The organism is Bacteroides sp. 214 (assembly GCF_010501015.1).
Taxonomy (GTDB): Bacteria; Bacteroidota; Bacteroidia; order Bacteroidales; family Bacteroidaceae; genus Bacteroides.
The window spans coordinates 41451-65037 of the sequence record NZ_QVML01000009.1; the positions used below are offsets into that span (position 1 = coordinate 41451).

General features: G+C 38.6%; 22 protein-coding genes. 2 read left to right on the forward strand and 20 right to left on the reverse strand.

Translation table 11 applies throughout. From position 1 onward, the window contains the following. Window positions 1–24 precede the first annotated feature (24 nt). From D0T50_RS08505 to tsaD, 18 genes are all read right to left on the reverse strand, one after another. Window positions 25–303 carry a DNA-binding protein gene (locus D0T50_RS08505; RefSeq protein ID WP_163223099.1) on the reverse strand — a complete coding sequence of 93 codons (279 nt, stop codon included), beginning with the start codon at window positions 301–303 and terminating at the stop codon, window positions 25–27. A 460-nt stretch (window positions 304–763) separates the two neighbouring features. After that, window positions 764–1582 carry a tetratricopeptide repeat protein gene (locus D0T50_RS08510; RefSeq protein ID WP_163223100.1) on the reverse strand — a complete coding sequence of 273 codons (819 nt, stop codon included), beginning with the start codon at window positions 1580–1582 and terminating at the stop codon, window positions 764–766. 18 nt (window positions 1583–1600) lie between these two features. Continuing rightward, window positions 1601–3448, reverse strand: coding sequence for a BatD family protein (locus D0T50_RS08515; RefSeq protein ID WP_163223101.1), 1848 nt, complete (start codon window positions 3446–3448; stop codon window positions 1601–1603). Between the two features lie 25 nt (window positions 3449–3473). Then, on the reverse strand, window positions 3474–4187 hold the full coding sequence (locus D0T50_RS08520) for a tetratricopeptide repeat protein (protein WP_163223102.1): 714 nt from the start codon (window positions 4185–4187) through the stop codon (window positions 3474–3476). A gap of 4 nt (window positions 4188–4191) precedes the next feature. Continuing rightward, entirely contained in the window at window positions 4192–5220 is a 1029-nt protein-coding gene (locus D0T50_RS08525; RefSeq protein ID WP_163223103.1) for a VWA domain-containing protein, read from the reverse strand. Between the two features lie 15 nt (window positions 5221–5235). After that, complete coding sequence (locus D0T50_RS08530; RefSeq protein ID WP_163223104.1) at window positions 5236–6219, reverse strand: VWA domain-containing protein; 984 nt, start codon at window positions 6217–6219, stop codon at window positions 5236–5238. Between the two features lie 52 nt (window positions 6220–6271). Next, window positions 6272–7345 carry a protein BatD gene (locus D0T50_RS08535; protein ID WP_163223105.1) on the reverse strand — a complete coding sequence of 358 codons (1074 nt, stop codon included), beginning with the start codon at window positions 7343–7345 and terminating at the stop codon, window positions 6272–6274. 2 nt (window positions 7346–7347) lie between these two features. Continuing rightward, on the reverse strand, window positions 7348–8217 hold the full coding sequence (locus D0T50_RS08540; protein WP_163223106.1) for a DUF58 domain-containing protein: 870 nt from the start codon (window positions 8215–8217) through the stop codon (window positions 7348–7350). Continuing rightward, on the reverse strand, window positions 8217–9212 hold the full coding sequence (locus D0T50_RS08545) for a MoxR family ATPase (protein ID WP_163223107.1): 996 nt from the start codon (window positions 9210–9212) through the stop codon (window positions 8217–8219). The genes D0T50_RS08540 and D0T50_RS08545 overlap by 1 nt, the downstream gene beginning before the upstream one ends. A 174-nt stretch (window positions 9213–9386) precedes the next feature. Further along, a complete protein-coding gene (locus D0T50_RS08550) occupies window positions 9387–10415 on the reverse strand; it encodes an HU family DNA-binding protein (protein ID WP_163223108.1) in 1029 nt (342 codons plus the stop codon). A 6-nt stretch (window positions 10416–10421) separates the two neighbouring features. Continuing rightward, window positions 10422–10694, reverse strand: coding sequence for an HU family DNA-binding protein (locus tag D0T50_RS08555; protein WP_163223109.1), 273 nt, complete (start codon window positions 10692–10694; stop codon window positions 10422–10424). Between the two features lie 68 nt (window positions 10695–10762). Continuing rightward, window positions 10763–12061: a 30S ribosomal protein S12 methylthiotransferase RimO gene (gene rimO / locus D0T50_RS08560; RefSeq protein ID WP_163223110.1), complete on the reverse strand. Its 1299-nt coding sequence runs from the start codon at window positions 12059–12061 to the stop codon at window positions 10763–10765. After that, complete coding sequence (ftsY, locus tag D0T50_RS08565; RefSeq protein WP_163223111.1) at window positions 12058–13014, reverse strand: signal recognition particle-docking protein FtsY; 957 nt, start codon at window positions 13012–13014, stop codon at window positions 12058–12060. Before ftsY ends, rimO begins: the two co-directional genes overlap by 4 nt. Before the next feature lie 338 nt (window positions 13015–13352). After that, window positions 13353–13511, reverse strand: coding sequence for a DUF4295 domain-containing protein (locus tag D0T50_RS08570; protein WP_163223112.1), 159 nt, complete (start codon window positions 13509–13511; stop codon window positions 13353–13355). An 11-nt stretch (window positions 13512–13522) separates the two neighbouring features. After that, entirely contained in the window at window positions 13523–13711 is a 189-nt protein-coding gene (gene rpmG, locus D0T50_RS08575; protein ID WP_163223113.1) for a 50S ribosomal protein L33, read from the reverse strand. A 19-nt stretch (window positions 13712–13730) separates the two neighbouring features. Continuing rightward, window positions 13731–13991, reverse strand: a complete 261-nt coding sequence (gene rpmB, locus D0T50_RS08580; RefSeq protein ID WP_163223114.1) for a 50S ribosomal protein L28 — start codon at window positions 13989–13991, stop codon at window positions 13731–13733. A 98-nt stretch (window positions 13992–14089) separates the two neighbouring features. Next, window positions 14090–14644 carry a CinA family protein gene (locus tag D0T50_RS08585; RefSeq protein WP_163223115.1) on the reverse strand — a complete coding sequence of 185 codons (555 nt, stop codon included), beginning with the start codon at window positions 14642–14644 and terminating at the stop codon, window positions 14090–14092. A gap of 26 nt (window positions 14645–14670) precedes the next feature. Beyond that, a complete protein-coding gene (gene tsaD / locus D0T50_RS08590; protein ID WP_163223116.1) occupies window positions 14671–15687 on the reverse strand; it encodes a tRNA (adenosine(37)-N6)-threonylcarbamoyltransferase complex transferase subunit TsaD in 1017 nt (338 codons plus the stop codon). Window positions 15688–15811: 124 nt separating this feature from the next. On the opposite strand from tsaD, the gene D0T50_RS08595 reads away from it, so the two are divergent. Beyond that, window positions 15812–20263, forward strand: coding sequence for a translocation/assembly module TamB domain-containing protein (locus D0T50_RS08595; RefSeq protein WP_163223117.1), 4452 nt, complete (start codon window positions 15812–15814; stop codon window positions 20261–20263). Continuing rightward, entirely contained in the window at window positions 20250–21581 is a 1332-nt protein-coding gene (locus D0T50_RS08600; protein ID WP_163223118.1) for an MATE family efflux transporter, read from the forward strand. Before D0T50_RS08595 ends, D0T50_RS08600 begins: the two co-directional genes overlap by 14 nt. A gap of 88 nt (window positions 21582–21669) precedes the next feature. Here D0T50_RS08600 and D0T50_RS08605 read toward each other — a convergent pair whose 3' ends face one another. After that, a complete protein-coding gene (locus D0T50_RS08605) occupies window positions 21670–22983 on the reverse strand; it encodes a UDP-glucose/GDP-mannose dehydrogenase family protein (RefSeq protein WP_163223119.1) in 1314 nt (437 codons plus the stop codon). A gap of 15 nt (window positions 22984–22998) precedes the next feature. Beyond that, window positions 22999–23547, reverse strand: coding sequence for a dTDP-4-dehydrorhamnose 3,5-epimerase (rfbC, locus tag D0T50_RS08610; protein WP_163223120.1), 549 nt, complete (start codon window positions 23545–23547; stop codon window positions 22999–23001). Between the last annotated feature and the right edge of the window lie 40 nt (window positions 23548–23587).

Sequence of the window (23587 nt, forward strand, 5' to 3'; positions counted from 1 at the left end):
ATTCCTTTTACTATTTATATGTTTTTAGACTGTTTCGGTAGCAGCTTCTTGTTGCATTTGAACTTCATCCAGTATGGAAAGAGCCCTATCAAGTACAGTGGTATCATCAATTACAACGAGTCCACCATCTGGTCCGGGCTCTAAATGAATACCTACACTTTTCCCCTCTTTGAAGTTTCGCCCACCGAAGAAATTTCTTACTGTGTCCACATTTAGACCGAGTTCATCTGCAATTCTGTGCATGCTACCGTTTGGCAATGAATCTTTAATTTTTCTAAGCTCATTGAATGTTATCGTCCTCATGTTCCTTAAATTTATTGGTTAATACTATTAAAGTGTTATTTTATATATCACGGAATAAACTTAATGATTAAAAAGCACAAAAGCAACTATTTAATAATCTTTTTGTATTAAGTAAGCGTTTTAACTTGGGCTTAAGGTGGTTTTTCTGTTACTTGATTGGTGAAGGGTGGTTGCAATCATCCCTAACAAATTGATTTTCAGTAAAAACAGGAACAGAATGAAGGGTGAAGGATACTTCTGAAAAATGCAGTGAGAAAAGATATTTTTTGACTTTGTTTTTAGCCAAAACTAAGTCAAAACGTAGTTAAATTGCAGTCCGTTTTTCTGCTTATAGCAGTTGCATCAAGAGCCATAAGCAAACGACTCAAGAGCCATAAGTAAACGACTCGAGAACCATAAGCATTTGCTCCAACATCCATAGTCTCTCGGAGCAAGAACTATAAGCAAAAAAAGTGATTGGTTAAATAATCTCTATATCATCTGCCGAAACCCATCCCACTTTACCATCTTCGATCATGATTTCTTTCCAATTGCGCATGGAATTATCTTTTATTCGCACTTTTTTTCCTTCATGCAAGATAAAAAGATTTGTTCCGCTTTCATTGGGAGTGCTACGTATGGTAACGCTTGGGTTCATTATGATAGCAGTTTTTCGGTTCAACAAGGTTTGTCTTTGATACGAAGCAAATTGCATGGTTGTAACTGCAAATATCAGCACCACTACCCCACCGAAGAATCCTATTTTCTTCATTATCGTGCTTTTTGAAAAGAAGAAGAAATAAAGTGCTACAATAAACAGTAAGAAGAATGCTATTGACCATCTTGCCCAAACATCTATATTGGCGCTGTTTATTAGTGACTTAATCCACGAGACAAAGAATATTTCCGGCACTTCGGTTACTTTGTCTACTGTTTTGGCACGGGCAATCTCTAAATTAGCACGAAAGTCTCCATTGCCCGGTTTGAGTAGCAAAGCTCGTTCGTAGTTTACAATAGCTTTGGCTATATTTTCGGTTTTGTAGTAACTGTTTCCTAGGTTATAGTATACCTCCGCTGCTTCACCCTTTTCTTCTAGCAATGTTTCGTACAAGTGAATGGCCGTAGCATAGTCGGCATTCATATAGGCGCTATCAGCTTGAGCTTTTGTTGGAGCCTTCTGCATGGCAGCTTCTTCTTTAAACTGTGCCGGTGCAGATTGTTCTAACGTGTCTGTTTGGTTTTCTGCATAACTAAGTGTAGTTATCATCAGGAAACATATATATACGAGTATCTTTTTCATGTTTTTATTCTCCTCTTACTAGTGTTTAATAGAGTTTTCGATCTTACTGATAACATTTAATGCCGTTGTATAGACTTTATCCATAGCCTGGCTCTCGTCTCCTGGTGCAAAACGTGCAAATTCACATTCGTGTAACGCGTTGAGGAATTCTTTCGTCTGTTCTTCGTTCACACCATACTTAATTAATTTTTCTTCGATGTTATCCTTCGATAGTTTGGATACAGGAATATTCAATTTGTCGCTAATATACCCCCAAAGAGCTTTCAATACTTCGTCGTAGAATTGGTCTTTCTTGTTTTCGTTAAGGAGTTTACCGGCTAATTTCAATCGTTTGGTAGCTACTTTGTTCGCTTTTTTGGTTTTAACTTTTGCTACGTTCGCATTTTCAACCACTTGTTTGCGGTGCAATATAAAGAACGCAATAAATGCTAATGCAGGAAGGATAAAATATAACCAATAGTGCAGTGAGTTATAGAAGAATTCTCCTTTGGGACGGAACGTCACATCATTCATTTTGATGAAGCGAATGTCTTCACCCAATATTTTTAATTCTTCTTTATTGGTAAAATTAGCAATTACCTGTTCGGCATTCCCGGCTCCTTTTTCTACGTTAATTTTGTATTCTTCGGTGGTAAGTGTTTTATACGACTTACTTTTGAGATCAAAATAGCTAAACTTTATTGCCGGAATGGTATATTCACCAGCATGTCGTGCTATAGCCAGGTATTCTATGACCTTATTTCCTGTTAGCCCGTTGCTGGTTAAGCGTACTTTGTTATCTACTTTGGGTTCGTATGTTTCAAAGCTCGGTGGAAACTCAACAACTGGATTGGATATCAACTTCATGTTCCCTGTACCCGAAATAACCAGTTTCAGTGTAATTGCTTCATTTGTTTTAAGCTCTTGCGTGTTGATGGAAGAAGTTATATTGAAATCTCCTACTCCACCCGAGAAACCTGCCGGTTTGCTAGGCAATGAGCTAACATTCACCGTTATTTTTGGTGTGTTGATTGTTTTTTTAATCTCTACATAGTTGCTTCCGCCATTAAAGAAAGCATCAAACGGATCTCTATCTCTAATCACTTTGGCTATCGAGGCATCAAAACGAGCCGGTTCAATCGTCAATTCGCCACCATGTTGTGGAAAAAGTACAAACTGGCGATATACTGTTGTATGATAATTCCTGCCTTTATAATGCTCTAATTGCCATTTTTGATTGCTCGAAAGTTCTACTTCTTGTGAGTGGAACCCCTTAAAATCGGGCAATTTCACATTATCAAAACTGCGCAAGTCTACCAGGGTATATATTTTGTAAGTAAGTAGAAAGGCTTCCTGTTCGTACACATTTGTTTTAGCGGCAGTAGCCGTAATAAACAAATCTTCATTGGAAACGGTATTGCCGGAAGATGCGCTCGAAGCACTTCCTGTATTGCTTCGGGAGTTGTTATTATTGCTACTTCCCGATGTCGTGCCGCCTTGGTCGGCAGGTATTACCTTAATCTTAACAGCATTAGAGATTAGCGTTTCTCCTTCTGCCACAATGGTTGCTGCAGGAATGGAAAATTCTCCTTCCTTATTTGCCGATAATATATAAGTATACGTTATACTGCTTGTAGAGGTCATGCTACCGTTAATGATTGATGTACTGCTTTGTTGCGACCTGCTTGGTCCCATTAAAATATCAAATCCATCTATTGATCCCGGCGCACGGAAATCTTTTACTTTTTGTGAACTAACCGTGTAAGCCAACCTAAACTGATCACCTACTGCTACTACATCGGGGGCAGAAGCTGTAAAGGTTATTTTTTCAGCGTAAGCTTGACTTATCCATGGGAGTATACATAATAAGAGAATCAATTTCCTCATCTTTTTATCGTTATTTCGTAGTTATTTACCATTCTTTCTCTAAACGCCTGCCTTGTAGCACTTGTTGTTTCTGTTTCACTTTTTCTTGCACCTCTTTTTCATCTTGCATCACAGAGTTGAGCATTTGTTCCGCATTCTCTTTAGACATTTCATTCTCTTGAGGTTGTTGCTGTTGCTCCTGTTCCTGTTGTTCTTGCTGATCTTGGTTTTGTTGCTGTTCCTGATTTTTTTCGTTTTCTTGCTCTTGTTGCTCTTGCTCCTGCTGATCTTGATTTTGGTCTTGATTCTGCTGGTCTTGCTGTTGTTGCTCTAACAATTTTTGTGCCAATGCCAAATTGTAGCGTGTTTCATCATCGGTAGGGTTGTTCCGCAATGATTGCTTGAACCCTTCTACCGCCTTAGCATAGTCTTTGCCTGCCATGAAGATAACTCCTGCGTTGTGATATATTTGTGCCAACTTTGACTTATCCTTTTCTATGTCGGCAGCAGCTTGGTATTGGTCCATTGCCTCTTGAAATTTATGTTGATTGGTCAATGAATTGCCTAAATTATACATAGAAATGGTTGATTTTGGATTTACCTCCAATGCTTTGCGATAGCTAACCTCTGCATCAACAAAGGTACTGTCATTAAATTGACGATTACCTTTTCTGATGTGCTCACGCTCAGCTTTTTGTGCTGTGACGCTAATGCTTATCGCCACGAGCAATGAGAATACTATATATCTGTTTGCTAACATACTACTATTGCTTGTTTGAAAATAAACGAATGTTTCTGAATAATGGATTTTTGGATTCTAATACCAACAACTCGGCAAACAGCAGCAATAAAACAATCCATGCTACAGCTTGAAATTGCTCGTTAAAATCAGTGTAGATTGTACTTTCTATATCTGATTCGGCGATGTTATTTATTTCTTTAACAATAGCACGTTGTGCGGCATTTGAGTTGTCGAGGTGTGTGTAAATTCCCTTTCCGGTCTGTGCAATTTCATTGCACATAGATTCATTCAGGCGGGTAACAACCACATTTCCGTCTTTGTCTTTTAAGAAATCGCGCGTGCCGGGCACAGGAATTGGTGAACCTTCGGTAGAACCTACACCTATTACATTTACCTGTATTCCTTTTTCTTGTGCAGTTTTCGTAGCCTCAATAGTACCTCCTTCATGGTTTTCGCCATCAGTAATAATAATAATTGTACGCCCTACGCCTTCTTGCGGAGTAAAACTACGCATAGCCAAGTTTATGGCTGTACCAATTGCTGTTCCTTGTTTGGAGATAAGTGACGGATTTATAGACTCTAAGAACATCTTCGCAGAAATATAATCGCTTGTTATCGGTAGCTGCGTATAAGCATCTCCGGCAAATAGGATGATACCTACTTTATCATTATTCAATTCATCCACCAGTCTGGACATTAATCGCTTAGCACGTTCTAAGCGGCTTGGTTCCACATCCTGTGCCAGCATTGAGTTAGAAATATCCAATGCTATGATAACTTCTACCCCACTCCGTTTTACAGTTTCAGTTTTTGAGCCAAATTGCGGACGTGCCAAAACTACTGTAAGTAGTGCAATAGCAGTAAAAACCAGCCAAAACTTAACATCAGGGCGATAGCGAGATACACTTGGCATCAAAGGAGCCATTATAACCGGATCACCAAATTTACGTAATGCTTTTCGCTTTCTGAAATTAGAATATAGGTAGAAAGCTACCAGCAATGGTAACGCCAGTAATATATATAAATAGGTTGGGTCTTCAAATCGAAACATTTCTTACAATCTTTGTTAGGGTAATTTCTTTAATACAGAATTGCGTAACAAAACCTCCAGCAGAACACACAACAATGCGATAAATGCATAGATTCTGTATTCCTCTTGACGTTTACTGAACTCTTTTACATTCAATTTCGTACGCTCCAATTTATCTATTTGCTCATATACCTCTTTCAGTTTAGTATTACTGGTTGCACGATAGTACTGCGCATCGGTAATACCTGCTATTTGCGAAAGAGCTTTCTCATCAATTTCTACTGGTACATTTACATATTGCACACCCATAGCTGTGGGATATGGGTACGGAGCAGTACCGTTTGTACCTACACCAATAGTGTAAACTCTTATACCAAAACTTTTAGCAATCTCGGCAGCAGTCAATGGCGAAATGTCTCCACGGTTATTGGTTCCGTCGGTCAGTAGAATAATTACTTTAGATTTTGCTTTACTATCTTTCAACCGGGAAACAGCATTGGCAATTCCCATCCCTACAGCTGTTCCATCTTCAATGATTCCTGTCTTGATACTGTTGAAGAGGTTTAGAAGTACCGCATGATCAGTAGTTAGTGGGCATTGTGTAAATGTTTCACCCGCAAAGACTACGATACCTATATTATCATTTGGACGGCCATTAATAAACTCTGCGGCTACATCTTTAGCTGCTTCCAAACGATTAGGTTTCAAGTCTTCTGCCAGCATACTGGTCGAAACGTCGACTGCAATCATTATATCAATCCCTTCTATTTCGCTACTCTGCCAACTGTTAGTTGATTGTGGTCGGGCAAGCACTATAATAATCATTGTCAACGCTACAATTCTAAGCACAAAGGAAGCATGCAATAGGTATATTCTCCATGTTTTAGGCGTATGAGCATACACCCTGGCATCCGAAACCTGTAGAGTTGCCTCATTTCTCTTTCTTCTTATTATATACCAAACAATGTATGGTATGAGCAAGAGTAACAAAAACAAATATTCAATATTGGCAAATACCATTCTTTATCTTTTAAGTTAAATATAATGTACTATAAACAAGTAAATCAGTAGGTTAAGAAAGTAATTCTATTAGTCTTATTACAATATAAGTTAGTGCAACAACACTTCCTGTAGCTAGTGCAACAATACTTGTTATTAGTATAATTTTTGAGCGCAAAGAGCGTTTCTCTATAATTGTAATTTCTGTAGGTTGTGGTTTGGCATTTTCTTCTTCCTCAGACTTAGTTTCGTTGATGAAGTCGATAGCATTAATCAAATTAGCATCATTCTCGTTCATCAAAGGACTATGCTTGGCAAACTTTACTAAATCAGCTGTTTGAAAGAGTAATCTCAATTCTTTGATATCCTCTTTGTTGCCAATAGACATTAGTTTGTCAATTATTTCGGACGAAGTCATTTCCATAGCGTTAAAACCATAGCGACCATCAATATATGTACGAATCACATCAGTAAGTTCCGTATAGTAAGCTTTAGGTTCGCCCTTCTGCCAGCTCTTTTCATTTTTGATACGTTCTATTTCCTGCATCGCCAATTTGTGAGGTGGTATCTTAGGTTCTACTTTTATCTTACGGATTATTGGTTTGTTATCGCGCAAACGCACTATAAGGTAGAACAGCAATACTAGTATGGGAATGAAAACAAACGAAAGAGCAATAAGCAGCCACCAATCTTCCCATACGAAAGGAGGCTTCATTACTGTTTTCTGTCCAAAGAAGTGATCTGGGTTCTCTGTATCTACAGGTATTGTGTATACTTTCAAAGCAAGTGCCTTTGACTTGTATTCTCGCTGATCTACCAATACGGAAAGTGGCGGTAGATAATAAAGAGCCGAGTCAAAAGAAGTGATAAGATATTCTTGCGTAATATGCAATCGCTGCTTATTATTCAGGTATTGTGTATCGGGCTTGAGAGTTTCAAGTACTTCTACACCGCGCACGATTGTATCTCTGAAATGTGGAAAAATAATTTCTTGTCCGTTATCTACCGTTGCTTCTAGCCTTATTTTGGTTTGCTCACCAATAAGTATCTGCAATGAGTCTATTTGAGCCTCTATCGTAACGTTTTGCGCGATAAGCTTTCCAAAGAGCCCTAGAAATAGTATTATAAGTGTTTTTTTTCGATTCATTATCAGTTTCGTTTTGCAAACAAATTAAGTAATGCTTTTACATAATCTTGATCAGTACGAACAGAAACAGCATCAACATTGCTTTTCTTGAAAGTGTCGCTCAGCTCTTCCTGTTTTTTGCGCCACCAATCGTTGTGTACGCGTCGTACTGCTGCCGAAGAAGTATCAATCCACTGTTCGTAACCAGTTTCAGCATCTTTTATTTTCATCAACCCAACCGACGGTAGTTCAGCTACACGTTTATCATACACCTGCAAAGCCACTACATCGTGTTTGCGATTAGCTATGATAAGTGCATTCTTGAAGCTCTCTTGGTCAATAAAGTCAGATAAAATAAATGCTGTACACCGTCTTTTCATAACATTGGTAAGATACTCAATCCCTACACGTATATTGGTACGGCGACTTTCTGGTTCAAAATTAATCAATTCGCGAATGATATACAGAATATGCTTACGTCCTTTCTTGGGAGGAATAAACTTCTCTATTCTATCCGAAAAGAAGATAACTCCAATCTTATCATTATTTGAGATAGCCGAGAAAGCAATCGTTGCTGCAATCTCTGTTATCATATCTTTCTTGAATTGCTTGATTGTGCCGAACTCCAAACTCCCCGAGACATCAACCATTAGCATTACCGTAAGTTCGCGCTCTTCTTCAAACACTTTTATATAGGGCTTGTTAAAGCGTGCGGTAACATTCCAGTCAATATCGCGCACATCGTCTCCAAACTGATACTCCCGTACTTCCGAGAAGGCCATTCCCCTACCCTTAAAAGCTGTATGGTATTGACCGGCAAAAATATTGTTAGAGAGTCCGCGGGTTTTGATTTCGATTTGACGAACTTTTTTAAGTATATCGCTTGTTTCCATTAAGGCACTTCAACTTTGTTCAATATCTTGCTGATAATTTCTTCTGAAGTAATGTTACTGGCTTCGGCTTCGTAAGTTAAACCAATGCGGTGGCGAAGCACATCATGTGCTACTGCACGAACATCTTCTGGAATTACATATCCGCGACGCTTAATGAAGGCGTATGTGCGAGCTGCTAATGCTAAATTGATTGAAGCACGAGGCGAACCTCCGAATCCAATCATATCTTTCAACTCTTTGAGTCCATACTGATCGGGGAAACGGGTCGCAAATACAATATCAACAATATAGCGCTCTATTTTCTCATCAAGATATACTTCTCGAACAACTTTACGTGCTTCGAGTATTTCTTCTGCCTTGAGAATGGGTTTTACATCAAATTTAGCGCCGGTTATATTTTGACGGATGATTAGCTTTTCTTCTTCATGTTTAGGGTAGTCGATAACTACTTTAAGCATAAAACGGTCTACTTGTGCTTCAGGAAGAGGATAGGTTCCTTCTTGCTCTATTGGGTTTTGAGTCGCCAATACTAAGAATGGTTCAGGTAATTTGAACGTTTCCTTGCCGATAGTCACTTGGCGCTCTTGCATAGCTTCGAGTAATGCACTCTGCACTTTAGCTGGTGCACGGTTTATTTCATCTGCCAATACAAAGTTTGCAAAAACCGGTCCTTTCTTGATGTGGAAGCCTTCGTCCTTCTGACTATATACCATAGTTCCTATAACGTCGGCGGGGAGTAAGTCGGGTGTAAATTGTACGCGACTATATTTCGCTTCAATAAGTGAAGCCAATGTTTTGATAGCCAGCGTTTTTGCCAAACCGGGAACTCCTTCCAGCAAAATGTGACCATCGGATAGAAGTCCGATTAGGAGTGATTCAACTAAGTGTTTTTGACCAACAATGACTTGGTCCATTCCTGTCGTTAGGTTCGTAACGAAAGCACTTTGTCTTTCAATTCGTTCGTTAAGCTCGCGAATATCAATTGATTCAGCCATATTTTTTATTAATTTTATTGTTTTGGATTCTGTTCTGTAAAAAAACGCATCCAAAAATACGGCTTATAATTAACCATTACAACTAAAATTTATTAAAAAACAAAGGCAAACGCTTTAAGTGTTTTAATCGTTGTGAAATAAAGATAGCACAGCAAGTTCAGTGTGGTTTGCTGGTTACTTCTTTTGTAGTTCAGGTATATTAAGTGTTACGCCTGGTGGTACTACATTGGGGTTGGATATCTTTGCTTTGTTGTGTATATAAATGAATGGCCACAAGTCTTTTGTTCCGTAGTATTCGAGTGCTAACCTTACTAGTGTTTCGCCCTCTTTGAGTGTTCGTGTGGCTTTTGTTCCTACAATCTGATGGGTAGTAGTGTCCATTTCTGTTACTACGTGTGATCTTTTAGGGATGATAGTCTGTTGCGGTGATGCTTCAGTTGGTGTAGCAGTGGTTTCCACAGAGTCTACAGGCAGTATAGACGGTTCGGGGGTATCTGTTTCTGGTTCTTCAGGAGTTTGAACGGCTGGAGTAGTTACTTCAACTTGTTCATCTTGTGGAAGTGACTTACCCAACAGGGCGTCAATCTCTGTTTTGTAGGAAAAATAACAGGCAGCACCAATAACAATAATAACTACAGTTAGCAACACCCACAACCAAATCGGCTTTCTTTCGGTTTTAGTTTTCTTGGGAGTAGAGCTAGCTGCTGTTTTTGCAGGTTGCTTCAGGGTTTTAGTCACAGGAACTTCTTTTTGAAGTGGTTCTTCCAGTTTAGGTTCCTTGATTGCTTCAGTTGTAGTTGGCACAGGAGGAATTATAGGTGTTTCCTCTGTCTCTGTTTTTATTTCAGAATCTTCCAGTGTATCTTCAAAAGACACATTGTCATTGAGTACAACTGTTTCAAAATGCGCGAATGGCTTATTGATCGACTCTTTTAATACAGTATCGGGGGTAAATGAAACCTTAGAGTGCCCTTTGATTTCAATACGTTTACCGGTATTGATGTCTACACTTTCGCGACTCTCTACTTCTATTAACTTAAAAGTTCCGAAGCCTTTAATCTTAACATAACCTTCGCTTTCAAGGCTTTCTTTGATCAACGCAAAAAATTCTTTGATAAAGATTTCTGAGTTCTTTTTATTGAATCCTTCTTCTTTCTCGAATAGGTGTTTGACTAATTCGGGAATTGTAATTCTATCTGCCATGACAGGTTATTTAAGCTTTTCTTTAAGGTTACTACTAGGCTTGAAGTGGACGGCGAGTTTGGGTGGAACAAGCATTCGTTGCTTGGTGGAAGGATTAATAATAATGCGTTCTTCCTTTTTCTTCACCGAAAAGGTTCCCAAATCAGCAATGAGTATTGAGTTGCCTTCTTGCAAATCTTCGGTAATACCTGCAATAAGCAAATCTACAAGGTTTGAGGTTTTATCTTTAGAGAGCCCCATTTTGTCCGAAAGTGCTGAAATAAGTTCTTTATGTTTCACTTTTCCTATAATTAGTTCGCTGCTATATTAGTGAAAAATAACGATATAGCCAAAAAAGTTGCGAAAAATTAAACAATTTCACCGAATAGGTCGAAATCATCCGAATTGGTAATCAAAACTTGACACATTGAACCTATTTGCAACGTATTATTCTTTCTCTGGATGAGTACTTCAGGATCTACTTCGGGTGAATCAAACTCAGTTCTACCAATATAATAATCTCCTTCTATGCGGTCGATAATTACCTTGAATTGTTTGCCTACTTTTTCAGAAGCAATCTCGGCTGATATGCTTTGTTGCAAAGACATTAGTTCATCTAAACGAGCTTGCTTTATTTCTTCAGGAATAGAATCTTTGTATTTTTTTGCCGAGTATGTTCCTTCTTCTTCCGAATAAATAAAGGCTCCCATGCGATCGAATCGTGCTTTTTGAACAAATTCTTTTAGTTCTTCAAAGTCAGATTCTGTTTCACCGGGATGTCCTACCATGAGTGTAGTGCGCAAATTGATACCTGGTACTTCTTCGCGCATACGACGGATAAGTTCGTAGGTCTCTTCTTGGGATACATTACGCCGCATCAACTTCAGCATATTATCGCTGATGTGTTGTAAAGCAATATCCATATATTTGCAAACATTGCTACGTTCGCGCATTACGCGCAGCAGATCATAAGGAAAATGAGCTGGGTATGCATAGTGTAGGCGTATCCATTCCACACCGGGAATATCTGCTATACGCTCCACGAGTTCGGGTAACATTTGTTTCTTATACAAATCAATGCCATAGTAGGTAAGTTCTTGCGCAATGATTTGAAACTCTTTTACGCCTTTGGAAACTAAATATTTAACTTCTTCTACAATTTCCTCCATAGGGCGCGATACATGTTTGCCCGTTATAATAGGAATAGCACAATATGAACATTTGCGGTCGCAACCTTCGGATATTTTCAAATAAGCATAATGGTTGGGAGTAGTGAGTGTACGCTCTAATTTTAGATTGTCATCATAAGACTTCTCAAGGTCACCTAGTAATTCTTTCCAGTTGAATTTACCATAGAATTTGTCTACTTGTGGTATCTCGATTGAAAGTTCTTTGAGGTAACGTTCCGAAAGACAACCCATTACAAACAAATTTTCAAGTTCTCCTTCATCTTTTTTTTGTGCAAATTCCAGAATCATATTGATAGATTCCTCTTTTGCATCACCAATAAATCCACAGGTGTTTATAACGGCAATTTCTCCTTCTGGTGCTTCTGTATCATGGGTTACATTAAATCCAACTGCTTCCAATTGTCGAATAAGCTGTTCGCTGTCTACTAGATTCTTGGAACACCCTAAAGTGATTACATCGATTGTTTTACGCTTCATTCGCTACCGAATAATGATTCTACAAACTCTTTACGGCGAAAGACTTGTAAATCTTCCATTCCCTCTCCTAGCCCAATATATTTTACTGGAATTTTGAATTGGTCAGATATACCAATAACAACGCCACCTTTAGCTGTTCCATCCAATTTGGTAATTGCTAAAGCAGTAACTTCGGTGGCCAAAGTGAATTGTTTGGCTTGCTCAAAGGCATTTTGCCCGGTGGAACCGTCTAAAACGAGTAGTACTTCGTTGGGTGCATCAGGTACTACCTTTTGCATTACGTTTTTGATTTTGGTTAGCTCATTCATTAAGCCAAGTTTGTTGTGTAAGCGTCCGGCTGTGTCAATGATAACAACATCAGCATTATTAGCAACTGCCGAACTCAGTGTGTCAAAAGCAACCGAAGCAGGGTCTGCTCCCATTTTTTGCTTTATTACAGGTACTCCTACGCGTTCTCCCCAGATTACAAGTTGTTCTACTGCTGCCGCACGAAATGTATCTGCTGCACCGAGATATACTGATTTCCCTGCTAATTTGAACTGATGTGCAAGCTTTCCTATAGTCGTTGTCTTTCCTACTCCATTTACACCAACAACCATTATTACGTACGGCTTTTTGTCTTTAGGTGTATCAAAATCTTCTACGTCGGCAGAGTGGTTTTCCATAAGAAGGGCTTCAATCTCTTCACGTAGAATATTGTTGAGCTCTTCGGTGTTTATATATTTATCGTTTGCCGCTCGTTTTTCAATACGTTCTATGATTTTTAATGTGGTTTCAACGCCAACATCAGATGTGATCAATACTTCTTCTAGATTGTCGAGTACCTCATCGTCTACCTTTGTTTTTCCGGCAATAGCACGTGCTATTTTACCAAAAACACTTTCTTTTGTTTTAGACAACCCTTTATCTAATGTCTCTTTTTTCTCTTTTGAGAAGAAATTAAAAAATCCCATACTGCTTAAGTTGTTTGTAGATTAGTTTACAAAGATAGGATTTCTAAGTTGCATAGTGAAATAAAATAAAGTGAAAATAGGGTATTTACTGGTTAGTAGAACACATTTAGCGCATATTTTATTTACCAAAGGAGTTGATATGTATGCTAAATGCTATTCCGTTTTGAGTTTGCATGTGGATTTTCTCAGTGATTTTGGCTCTGTTTATCAGTGGTTTTTTACAGAAATTCACTGAGAAACAGAGCCAAAATCACTGAGAAATGAATCGAAAAACAGTCAAAAAAAAGCCTCCCAACTTTAATTGAGAGGCTTTTCTATATTGTTTTGTTTCTAAGAAATTACTTCTTAAAGAACTCTTGAACTTTATCGTTAGGAACCATTTGTTCGTCAAACATGTAAGCACCTGTTTTAGGAGACTTAACCATTTTGATAACCTTTGTGTAAGAACGGCCTTCTTTGCTACCGTCTTGCAAACTTGCTACAGTTTTCTTTGCCATTGCTTATATTCTTATTTAATTTCTTTATGTACTGTCATTTTCTTCAAGATCGGATTGTATTTCTTCAATTCTAATCTTTCAGTAGTATTTTTTCTGTTTTTTGTAGAGATATAACGAGATGTACCCGGCATACCACTGTCTTTGTGTTCTGTACATTCCAGAATCACTTGTACTCTATTACCTTTTGCCTTCTTTGCCATAATTTCAATCTCCTCTTAATTAGCCAATTACTTTAATGTTCTTCCAGTCACAAAAGCCTTTGTTTACTGCATCTTTCAATGCTGCATCAAGACCTTTCTTATTAATAACGCGCAACCCTGAAGCGCTGATGCTTAAGGTAATCCAACAATCTTGTTCTACATAATAGAACTTTTTACTAAACAAGTTTACATCAAATGTTCTTTTGGTTCTTCTATTTGAGTGTGAAACATTGTTGCCAATCATGGCTTTCTTTCCGGTAATTTGACAAATCTTCGACATTTCTATCTTATTTTTTACAGTTTTTTGCTATGCTTGTTTCAAACAGAGCGCAAAGTAAGCACTTTTATCTTTATTACGCAAATAATTCTTTTAATAATTCATTGAACTTTAGCATATTTTCCTTTATTAAGTAAGTCAAGTAGTAAAATTAACCCATTGGTTACAGCGCGCTTCGTGTTTTGTTCGCGTCCTCTGTCAGATGTTTGCAAGAAAGTTGCTGTTTGTTCTTTATAAGCAGCTGCTATCCAAACTGTTCCTGTTGGTTTCTCTTTCGTTCCTCCGTCAGGACCCGCTATTCCTGAGACAGCAATGGCGCAGTCTGTTTTCAGTGAATTCATCGCTCCTTTTACCATTTCTTTCACTGTTTCTTCGCTTACTGCACCATATATTTCTAGTGTTTTAGGTGATACATTCAGTAAAGAAACTTTAATGTCATTAGCGTATGCTACAATACTTCCTTTGAAATAAACGGAACTACCCGGAACAGAAGTTATTAATGTTGCGATTTGTCCACCAGTGCAGCTCTCGGCAGTGGAGAGGGTCAATCCTTTTTTCTTCAAAAGTGCTCCTACAGCAACTTCTAATGGAGTGTTGTCTTCGTTAAAGATATCACTTCCAAGTGTTGCTTTTAGTCTGCTCTCCTCTTTATCCATAGATGCGATTATTATTTGTTATAAAACTATAATATAACGCGAGAATAAGCCGGAAGATCCATCGAAGCAAAATCTTTATCCTTATACTTGAAGTGACCAGTAATAGCGATCATCGCTGCATTATCAGTGGTGTAGCTAAATTTGGGAATAAACACTTTCCAACCATACCGTTTGGCATAATCGTGAAATGCGTTTCGCAAACCAGTATTTGCCGAAACTCCTCCAGCCAATGCAACTTGCTTAATTTTGTATTCTTTGGCAGCTTTGTAGAGCTTATCCATAAGAATTTCTACAACTGTTGCTTCCAGCGAAGCAGCTAAGTCCTCTTTATGGTGTTCAATAAAATCAGGGTCTTCTTTTATCCAATCTCTTAGCGAATACAAGAAGGAAGTTTTCAATCCGCTGAAGCTATAATCCAATCCCGGAATTTGCGCTTTATTAAATGTGTAGGTCTTTGGGTTTCCTTGACGTGCTAGTTTGTCGATAATCGGGCCACCTGGATAACCAAGCCCCATCACTTTTGAGCACTTATCAATAGCTTCGCCAGCAGCATCGTCAATAGTTTGTCCCAACACTTCCATCTCTTTATAAGACTTCACCAAAATGATTTGTGAGTTTCCTCCCGAAACGAGTAGACAGAGGAATGGATATTCAGGTTGTTCCGCATTGCTTTCATCTTTAATAAAGTGTGCCAGCACATGTGCCGAGAGATGATTAACGTCTATCATTGGAATACCAAGCGAACGTGCCAACCCTTTAGCAAACGAGACTCCCACAAGCAATGATCCCATTAACCCCGGTCCACGTGTAAAAGCTATGGCGTTTAGTTCTTCTTTAGTTACGTTAGCACGCTTCAATGCTTCGTGTACTACAGGAACTATGTTTTGCTGGTGTGCTCTCGAAGCTAGTTCGGGAACAACTCCACCGTACGCTTCATGTATTGCCTGGCTCGCTACTACATTGGATAGTAGTATCCCGTCTTTAGTAACAGCAGCTGATGTATCATCACATGAAGATTCAATCCCTAAAATTATTACACTCATATTTTCTTTATTTAACGCTGCAAAAGTAGTCATAATGTCAATTCATTGGGTTATATTTTATATTTTTGTTCGCTAATTAAAATGAATATTCACTATTAAAAAAGTTAGGAACATCATATTTTACTTGCTTGGCATTATACTCTTTGTGTATGTCGGTACTGTTGCATTGTTGAGCGTCCCTGTTGTTCAACGTAAAGTAGCATTGGCTGTAACGAATGAATTGTCTGTTTTTCTAAACACCAAGGTAAGTGTAGGTCGTATTAATCTTGGTTTCTTGAACCGTATTATAATTGATGATGTCTTAGTTGACGATCTTTCGGGCAAAGAAATGATAAAGGTTTCACGTCTTTCTGCGAAATATGATATTGCTTCTCTCTTTCAAGGACGAATTTCGATAGGAACAGTGCAATTGTTCGGCTTTGACGTCAATCTTAATAGGTTAACACCTGAAGCAGATGTAAACTTTCAATTTTTATTGGATGCTTTTGCTTCAGAAGATACAATTAAGAAAGAGAGTAATCTTGATTTACGTATAAACTCCTTACTTGTTCGTCGTGGGAAAATAGCCTACGACGTGCTCTCTGAGGAAGAGACTCCCGGCAAGTTCAATCCTAATCACATAAAATTATACAACTTACTCGGCAATATTTCGTTAAAGGCATTGAAAAAAGATACGATTAATGCACAGGTACGTCGTTTTAGTGTAGATGAACAGTCGGGGTTGGAGTTACGAAAACTTAATTTGAAAGTCATTGGTAATGACAACCACTTACTACTCGAAGATCTTATGGTTGAACTACCGGGCACTTCTTTACAAATGGATACTATCGCTTTTGCATATGATAGTCTTGGTTCACTAACCAAATTCAATACCAAAGTAAGTTTTGATTTCAAAACGCAAAACTCTTATCTAACCTTGCAAGATTTTACTCCTTTTGTGCCTGCATTTGCTAACTTTAGTGAAAAGGTGAATCTAAAGATTGAAGGCTATGGAAATCTAGATGATATCACGTGCAACTATCTAAACATATATGCTGATAGCCATCTATCCTTGCGCGGGGAAATCAACTTGCAAAACCTATCCACACCAGAAGATGCGTATATTTATGGTAAACTTTCCAATTTTTCAGCAACTAAAGAAGGAGTTGAGTTTCTTGCACGTAACCTCAGTAAGCAAAATAGCAAAACGCCCACTATTCTTACTCGTTTGGGTGATGTTGCTTTTAAAGGAGATATAACGGGCTACTTTACAGACTTAGTTATGTACGGCAACTTTCGCTCGGATGTAGGGATGGTAGATGGAGATGTGAAGCTGAGCGCTGACAAAGAAGCTGGGACATTCTCTTATTCTGGGAATTTAATGACGGCAGATTTTCAGCTAGGCAAACTGCTTGCCGAAGAGAATTTGGGTAATGTAACTTTCGATTTGGATGTAAACAGTACTTTGAAAGCTGGCGAGTACCCCTACCTAATGTTAAAAGGTGTGATAGAATCCATTGAATATAGTCAATACAACTACAACAACATAACACTTGACGGCGAGTTTATTAACGGTGGATTCGATGGAAAAGTAGCACTCGAAGACGAAAATGGCTCTTTCTATCTTAACGGTTATATTAACACAGCCGAGACTATTCCTGCTTTTAATTTTAATGCAGAACTAAAGAAAGCCCGTCTGCACAGTTTAAATTTGACTCCGGATAAATACAAAGATACCGAAATCTCCTTGAAGGTTAATGCGGACTTTTACGGCAATAATATTGATGATGTTATCGGGCAGTTGGATATTGATAGTTTTATCTTTAACGGGCCGGAGAAAGATTATTTTATGGAGAACATGCGCATTACTTCGAGGCAAATTAATGGGAAGAAAGCATTGGCTTTGAGATCGCATCTTATTACAGCAGATGTTGTAGGTGAATACTCTTATAAAGACCTAACAAATAGTGTTCTAAATATAATAAGAACGTATCTTCCTACTGTTTTTGAAAAACCAGATCGCGCCTCTTTTGTACCCACTCATAACAATTTCGAATTTAATGTGCAGATATTTGATACAGAAATACTCCCAGTCGTCTTTGATATACCTTTATATATATATAGCCATTCTACTATTCGCGGATATGTAAGTGATACAAATAATAAGATTCAATTAGATGGGTATTTTCCTCGAATGAGCTACGGAAAGTCATTTATAGAATCGGGTGTTATTAATTGTAGTAATTTAAATGATGCTTTAAGTGGACATATTAGGTTCAGTAATTACCGTAAAGGTGGTGTGGTAAACTACTCCTTTGACCTACAGGGAAAGGATAATGAACTAACCACTCGCTTCAACTGGGGTAACAATGCCGCAGTTACTTACAGTGGAGTTTTAGAGGCAAAAACTTCCTTTTCTACTGATGAAGAAAAAGCAGTTTCTGCTATTGTTGATATATACCCTACCAATGTAATTCTTAATGATACCATTTGGAAAATACATCCCTCGCAGATTGTCGCAAGTAAAGGAAGCGTGTCGGTTAATAATTTCAATTTTGCACATGAAGATCAGTTTTTACGGATAAATGGCATAATCTCTGATCAGCCTGAAGAATTACTACAAGTAGACCTGAAGGAGGTTAGTCTAGGATATATTTTTAATATACTCTTGCCAAGTGTAGACTTTAAAGGCAGTGCTACTGGAAGCGCTTTCCTTGTAAGTGCTCTTAAAGACCCGGTAATGAATACTAATCTACACATTCGTAATTTTAGCTTTAACAATGGACTATTAGGTGATATGGATATTAGTGGTGAATGGGACGAAGGTCAAGAGGGTATTCATCTGGTTGCAAACATAGCCGAAGAGGAAATCTCTAAAACCCATGTAACAGGTTATATCTATCCACTTAGACCTAAAAGTGGATTAGATTTGTTCATTGATGCTAATCGAACCAATATAAAATTCATCGAACACTTCATTGACGGTCTCTTTAGGGATGTAGATGGAAGAGGTTCGGGTAAAGTGAGATTGTTTGGTGGTTTCTCTTCTTTGAATCTTGATGGATCAGTAATGACTGAAGCAGATGTATTTATTAATACACTCAAAATCCCTGTTACATTAAAAGATAGTATTCACCTATCTCCAGGAGGTATTACTCTAAAGAACTTAGCAATTACAGGTGCCAACGGACAAGGAAGTGGTCTTGTCAACGGAAATGTAAGCTATAAACACTTTAAAAACCTCCAATATGATATCTCAGTAAATGTAGATAATATGCAAGTGATGAATATCTCTGAGTATGATGACTTTCCATTTTACGGAACAGCATATTGTACCGGTAATACTACATTACGAGGTAATGGGCAAGAACTAACTGTAAATGCTGCGGTTACCACAAATCGAAATACAACCTTTGTTTACTCTTTGGCACCTGCTTCCTCGGCTGTAGGTACGCAGTTTATTAGCTTTAATGACAAGACACCGACTCGTATATTCTTACAAGATTCATTACAAGTCTCAAACGGTTTTGATTTCACACAACGCTTGCCTGATAATGAGGAGGAAGATGAAGATGAACTGGATATTCGTTTGAATATACAGGTAGATGCTACTCCAGAAGCTCAAGTGCGGGTTATTATGGATCCAGTTTCGGGTGATTATATTGCTGGTAGAGGTTATGGTAATCTTCGTGCAGACTTTTACAATAAGGGCGATTTTCGCATGTTTGGCAGTTATGATATAACGCAAGGTATCTACAAGTTTAGTTTACAAGAGGTAATCCGCAAAGACTTTACTATAAAAGATGGCAGCAGCGTCAATTTCAATGGAAGTATGGAGAATGCAAACTTGAATGTACAAGCCGCCTATTTAGTAAACACTGTATCATTGAGCGATTTAGGTTTAGATACGAGTGATCGAAATCCAAATGTACGAGTGAATTGTTTGATGAATCTCGCTGGTTCACTCGATAGACCTGATATTTCGTTAGCTATTGAACTTCCTTACGAATCCGACGAATTGCAGGCCCAAGTGCGTAATATCGTTAATACAGAGGAAGACATTAGTATGCAGTTTCTTTATTTGCTTGCTATTGGTAAGTTCTATACGCCTAACTATATAAATATTGCTCAAAGCTCTAAAATAATGCCTTCTGCACTCTTTTCTACTCTTTCGGGACAGCTAAATAACATGATTTCACAGATATTCAATAGCAATAATTGGAACATCGGTACTAACCTAAGTACAGGCGAAGAGGGATGGACTGATGTGGAAATAGAAGGTGTGCTTTCTGCACAGCTACTCAATAATCGTTTATTAATAAATGGAAATTTCGGTTATCGTGATAATCCGTTGGCTAACTCCAATTTTGTAGGCGATTTTGATGTAGAATGGCTACTTATGCCATCAGGAGAGATACGCCTAAAAGCATATAACCAAACAAACAATCGTATTATGTTACGCAATAGCCTTTCAACACAAGGAATAGGTATTGTGTTCCGTAAGGATTTTAATCGTTGGAGCGATTTGTTCTTTTGGAGACGCAAGCGAATCGCGACCACCCAAGCAACAACAACTAACACCGATGAAGGGAATTAAAGATCTCACAAAAGGAGCCATACATAAACAACTTTTCAATTTGGCATTACCCATTATGGCTACCTCATTTATCCAAATGGCATATAGCCTCACAGATATGGCATGGGTAGGTAGGTTAGGTAGTGAAGCTGTAGCTGCTGTTGGTGCAGCAGGTATGTTTTCGTGGGTTGCCAATTCTATTTCATTACTTAATAAAGTTGGATCCGAAGTAAGTGTAGGGCAATCAATTGGTGCACGAAATCAAGAAGATGCACGACATTTTGCTTCGCACAACATAACCATTGCATTGATTATTTCTCTTTCGCTTGGCTTGATACTTTTTGTTTTTGCACATCCCATTATCAGTGTGTTTAAGATGCAAAGCGAGATAGCACACAATAGTGTATCCTATCTACGTATAATTTCTACTGCTTTCCCTTTTGTCTTCTTGTCTGCTGCATTCAGTGGAATTTATAATGCTTCAGGACGAAGTACTGTGCCTTTTTATATTACAGGTTCGGGACTGGTGATGAATATGTTACTCGACCCGCTCTTTATCTTTGGATTCGGTTGGGGAATAGAAGGTGCCGGGTATGCCACTTGGGTATCGCAAGCAACAGTTTTCAGTTTGTTTGTGTACCAGCTTCGGTGTAGAGATGTGTTGCTCGACAGATTCCCCTTTCTTACCCGTTTGCGCAAGAAATACTCTGTGCGTATTCTAAAGTTGGGAGCACCGGTAGCACTCTTTAATACCCTTTTTGCGTTTGTGAATATTTTCTTAGGACGTACTGCTTCGCAGTATGGAGGGCACTTAGGACTTACTGCGCTTACTACTGGCGGACAAATAGAAGCTATAACTTGGAATACCTCCCAGGGATTCTCTACAGCTTTAGGAGCATTTATCGCACAAAACTATGCTGCTCGGCAGAGCCAGCGTGTGTTCAAGGCTTGGCATACTACGCTTTGGATGACACTTGTGTTTGGCGGCTTTTGTACTCTTCTTTTTGTTTGCTTCGGCACAGAACTTTTCTCAGTCTTTGTACCCGAAGAAGCAGCTTCTCTTGCTGGCGGAACATATCTTCGTATTGTGGGTTACTCGCAACTATTTATGATGTTAGAGATTACCACACAAGGTGTTTTCTACGGAATTGGCCGCACTATGCCGCCTGCCATTATTAGTATAACATTCAATTATCTTCGCATCCCGCTTGCGATTCTGCTAACGAGTAAGGGAATGGGTGTGGAAGGTATCTGGTGGTCTATTAGTTTAAGTAGTATTGCCAAAGGTATTGTACTGGCGTGTTGGTTCAAGCTAATTCAGAGGAAAGTCTTTTCTTGATTTGTTATTGGATAGGTTTGAATAAAAAAAATGAGCATATTGTCAATGTTTACAAGAACAATATGCTCATTAATTATACTTACAGTAACTACTTTCCTATTCCAAAGTGTGTAAATCCTGCTTCTTTCATTTCTTCTTTTTCGTAGATATTACGTCCGTCAAAGACTACATCTCCTACCATGGCTTTCTTAACTACTGGCCACGAAGGTACGCGAAACTCTTTCCATTCGGTTACCAACATCAAAGCGTCAGCATCGAGCACAGCCTCATACATATCTTTGGCATAGTATATCACTTGACCTATTTTTCGCTCGGTTTCTTCCATTGCTACAGGGTCGTATGCACGCACATTGCAACCAGCTTTAAGCAACAAATCAATAAGTACCAAGGCAGGTGCTTCGCGCATATCGTCGGTTTCGGGTTTGAAAGAAAGTCCCCAAAGAGCAATGGTCTTACCTTTTAGGTTACCACCAAAGTAATTCTCCAATTTCTTGAACAACACAGATTTTTGATCTTCATTTACCGCTTCTACTGCCTCAAGAACACGCATACGATATCCATTTTGTTCAGCAGTTTTCACCAATGCTTTTACGTCTTTTGGGAAACAAGAACCTCCATAACCTATACCCGGATAGAGAAATTTACGTCCAATACGGGTATCTGAACCAATTCCGTTGCGAACCATTTCTACGTTAGCTCCTACTAGCTCGCACAAATTAGCAATGTCGTTCATAAAGCTAATACGAGTAGCAAGCATAGAGTTTGCTGCGTATTTAGTCATCTCTGCCGAAGGAATATCCATGAAAATTACGCGGAAGTTGTTCAGCAAAAACGGCTTATAGAGCTTGGTCATTAATTTCTGAGCACGCTCAGACTCCACTCCTACCACTACACGATCGGGACTCATAAAGTCGGCAATCGCATTTCCTTCTTTGAGAAACTCCGGGTTGGAAGCTACATCAAAATCAATAGAAAGGCCGCGTTTATCAAGCTCTTCTTGAATAGCGGCTTTCACTTTCAGAGCCGTACCCACTGGCACAGTGCTTTTAGTTACGACCAACGCGTATTTTTTCATGTTGCGACCAATAGTACGAGCTACTTCCAGCACATATTTTAAGTCTGCGCTACCATCTTCATCGGGCGGAGTACCTACAGCACTGAATATTACTTCAACATCATCTAATACACTTTCTAAAGAAGTTGTGAATTCAAGACGTCCGGCTTTTGTATTACGTAATACCAGCTCATCCAGTCCTGTTTCAAAAATAGGTATAACGCCTTCTTGTAATCCTTTGATTTTGGCTTCGTTGGTATCTACACACACCACTTTAATGCCTGTGTCGGCAAAACAAGCGCCTGTAACCAGTCCAACATACCCTGTTCCTACAATTGCTATTTTCATTGTTACTCAAATTGATTATTCAAAATATTCTACTTGGCTGAATGATAACGCATTTCTATCTTTCGCCGAAAGAATAATTTGCGTTTCACTAATCGGCCAACTAATGTTTAGGTCTCTATCATTGTATAAAATACTTGCTTCGGCTTGTGGAGCATATATATTATCTACCTTGTAGGTAAACACAGCTTCATCGCTCAACACCAAAAAACCATGTGCAAAACCACGTGGAATAAAAAACTGTCGTTTATTCTCTCCTGAAAGTTCTACGCTGATATGTTTGCCGAAAGTAGGAGATGATTTACGTAAATCTACAGCAATGTCGAGTACGCAACCTTTAATAACACGTACCAACTTGGCTTGACTAAAGTCTCCTTTTTGGTAATGCAATCCTCTAAGTACACCGTATGTAGATTGTGATTCGTTTTCTTGAACGAAGTTTATATTGCCTACATGCGCTTCGAATTCTTCTCTCTTAAAGAACTCCATGAAGTATCCTCGGGGGTCAGAAAACACATTAGGCTCTATTAACCATACGCCGTTAATTTCGGTTTGTATGTAATTCATCCGGATATCTTAATTTTATAACGGTTACAAAGATAGATAA

Coding starts and splice junctions, on each gene's coding strand:
- D0T50_RS08545 (WP_163223107.1), bottom strand. CDS start 9,212: ATGGCTGAATCAATTGATATTCGCGAGCTTAACGAACGAATTGAAAGA.
- D0T50_RS08510 (WP_163223100.1), bottom strand. CDS start 1,582: ATGAAAAAGATACTCGTATATATATGTTTCCTGATGATAACTACACTT.
- D0T50_RS08515 (WP_163223101.1), bottom strand. CDS start 3,448: ATGAGGAAATTGATTCTCTTATTATGTATACTCCCATGGATAAGTCAA.
- D0T50_RS08520 (WP_163223102.1), bottom strand. CDS start 4,187: ATGTTAGCAAACAGATATATAGTATTCTCATTGCTCGTGGCGATAAGC.
- D0T50_RS08600 (WP_163223118.1), top strand. CDS start 20,250: ATGAAGGGAATTAAAGATCTCACAAAAGGAGCCATACATAAACAACTT.
- rfbC (WP_163223120.1), bottom strand. CDS start 23,547: ATGAATTACATACAAACCGAAATTAACGGCGTATGGTTAATAGAGCCT.
- D0T50_RS08540 (WP_163223106.1), bottom strand. CDS start 8,217: ATGGAAACAAGCGATATACTTAAAAAAGTTCGTCAAATCGAAATCAAA.
- D0T50_RS08570 (WP_163223112.1), bottom strand. CDS start 13,511: ATGGCAAAGAAAACTGTAGCAAGTTTGCAAGACGGTAGCAAAGAAGGC.
- D0T50_RS08605 (WP_163223119.1), bottom strand. CDS start 22,983: ATGAAAATAGCAATTGTAGGAACAGGGTATGTTGGACTGGTTACAGGC.
- rpmG (WP_163223113.1), bottom strand. CDS start 13,711: ATGGCAAAGAAGGCAAAAGGTAATAGAGTACAAGTGATTCTGGAATGT.
- D0T50_RS08525 (WP_163223103.1), bottom strand. CDS start 5,220: ATGTTTCGATTTGAAGACCCAACCTATTTATATATATTACTGGCGTTA.
- D0T50_RS08530 (WP_163223104.1), bottom strand. CDS start 6,219: ATGGTATTTGCCAATATTGAATATTTGTTTTTGTTACTCTTGCTCATA.
- rimO (WP_163223110.1), bottom strand. CDS start 12,061: ATGAAGCGTAAAACAATCGATGTAATCACTTTAGGGTGTTCCAAGAAT.
- D0T50_RS08550 (WP_163223108.1), bottom strand. CDS start 10,415: ATGGCAGATAGAATTACAATTCCCGAATTAGTCAAACACCTATTCGAG.
- D0T50_RS08585 (WP_163223115.1), bottom strand. CDS start 14,644: ATGGATAAAGAGGAGAGCAGACTAAAAGCAACACTTGGAAGTGATATC.
- ftsY (WP_163223111.1), bottom strand. CDS start 13,014: ATGGGATTTTTTAATTTCTTCTCAAAAGAGAAAAAAGAGACATTAGAT.
- rpmB (WP_163223114.1), bottom strand. CDS start 13,991: ATGTCGAAGATTTGTCAAATTACCGGAAAGAAAGCCATGATTGGCAAC.
- D0T50_RS08505 (WP_163223099.1), bottom strand. CDS start 303: ATGAGGACGATAACATTCAATGAGCTTAGAAAAATTAAAGATTCATTG.
- D0T50_RS08535 (WP_163223105.1), bottom strand. CDS start 7,345: ATGAATCGAAAAAAAACACTTATAATACTATTTCTAGGGCTCTTTGGA.
- tsaD (WP_163223116.1), bottom strand. CDS start 15,687: ATGAGTGTAATAATTTTAGGGATTGAATCTTCATGTGATGATACATCA.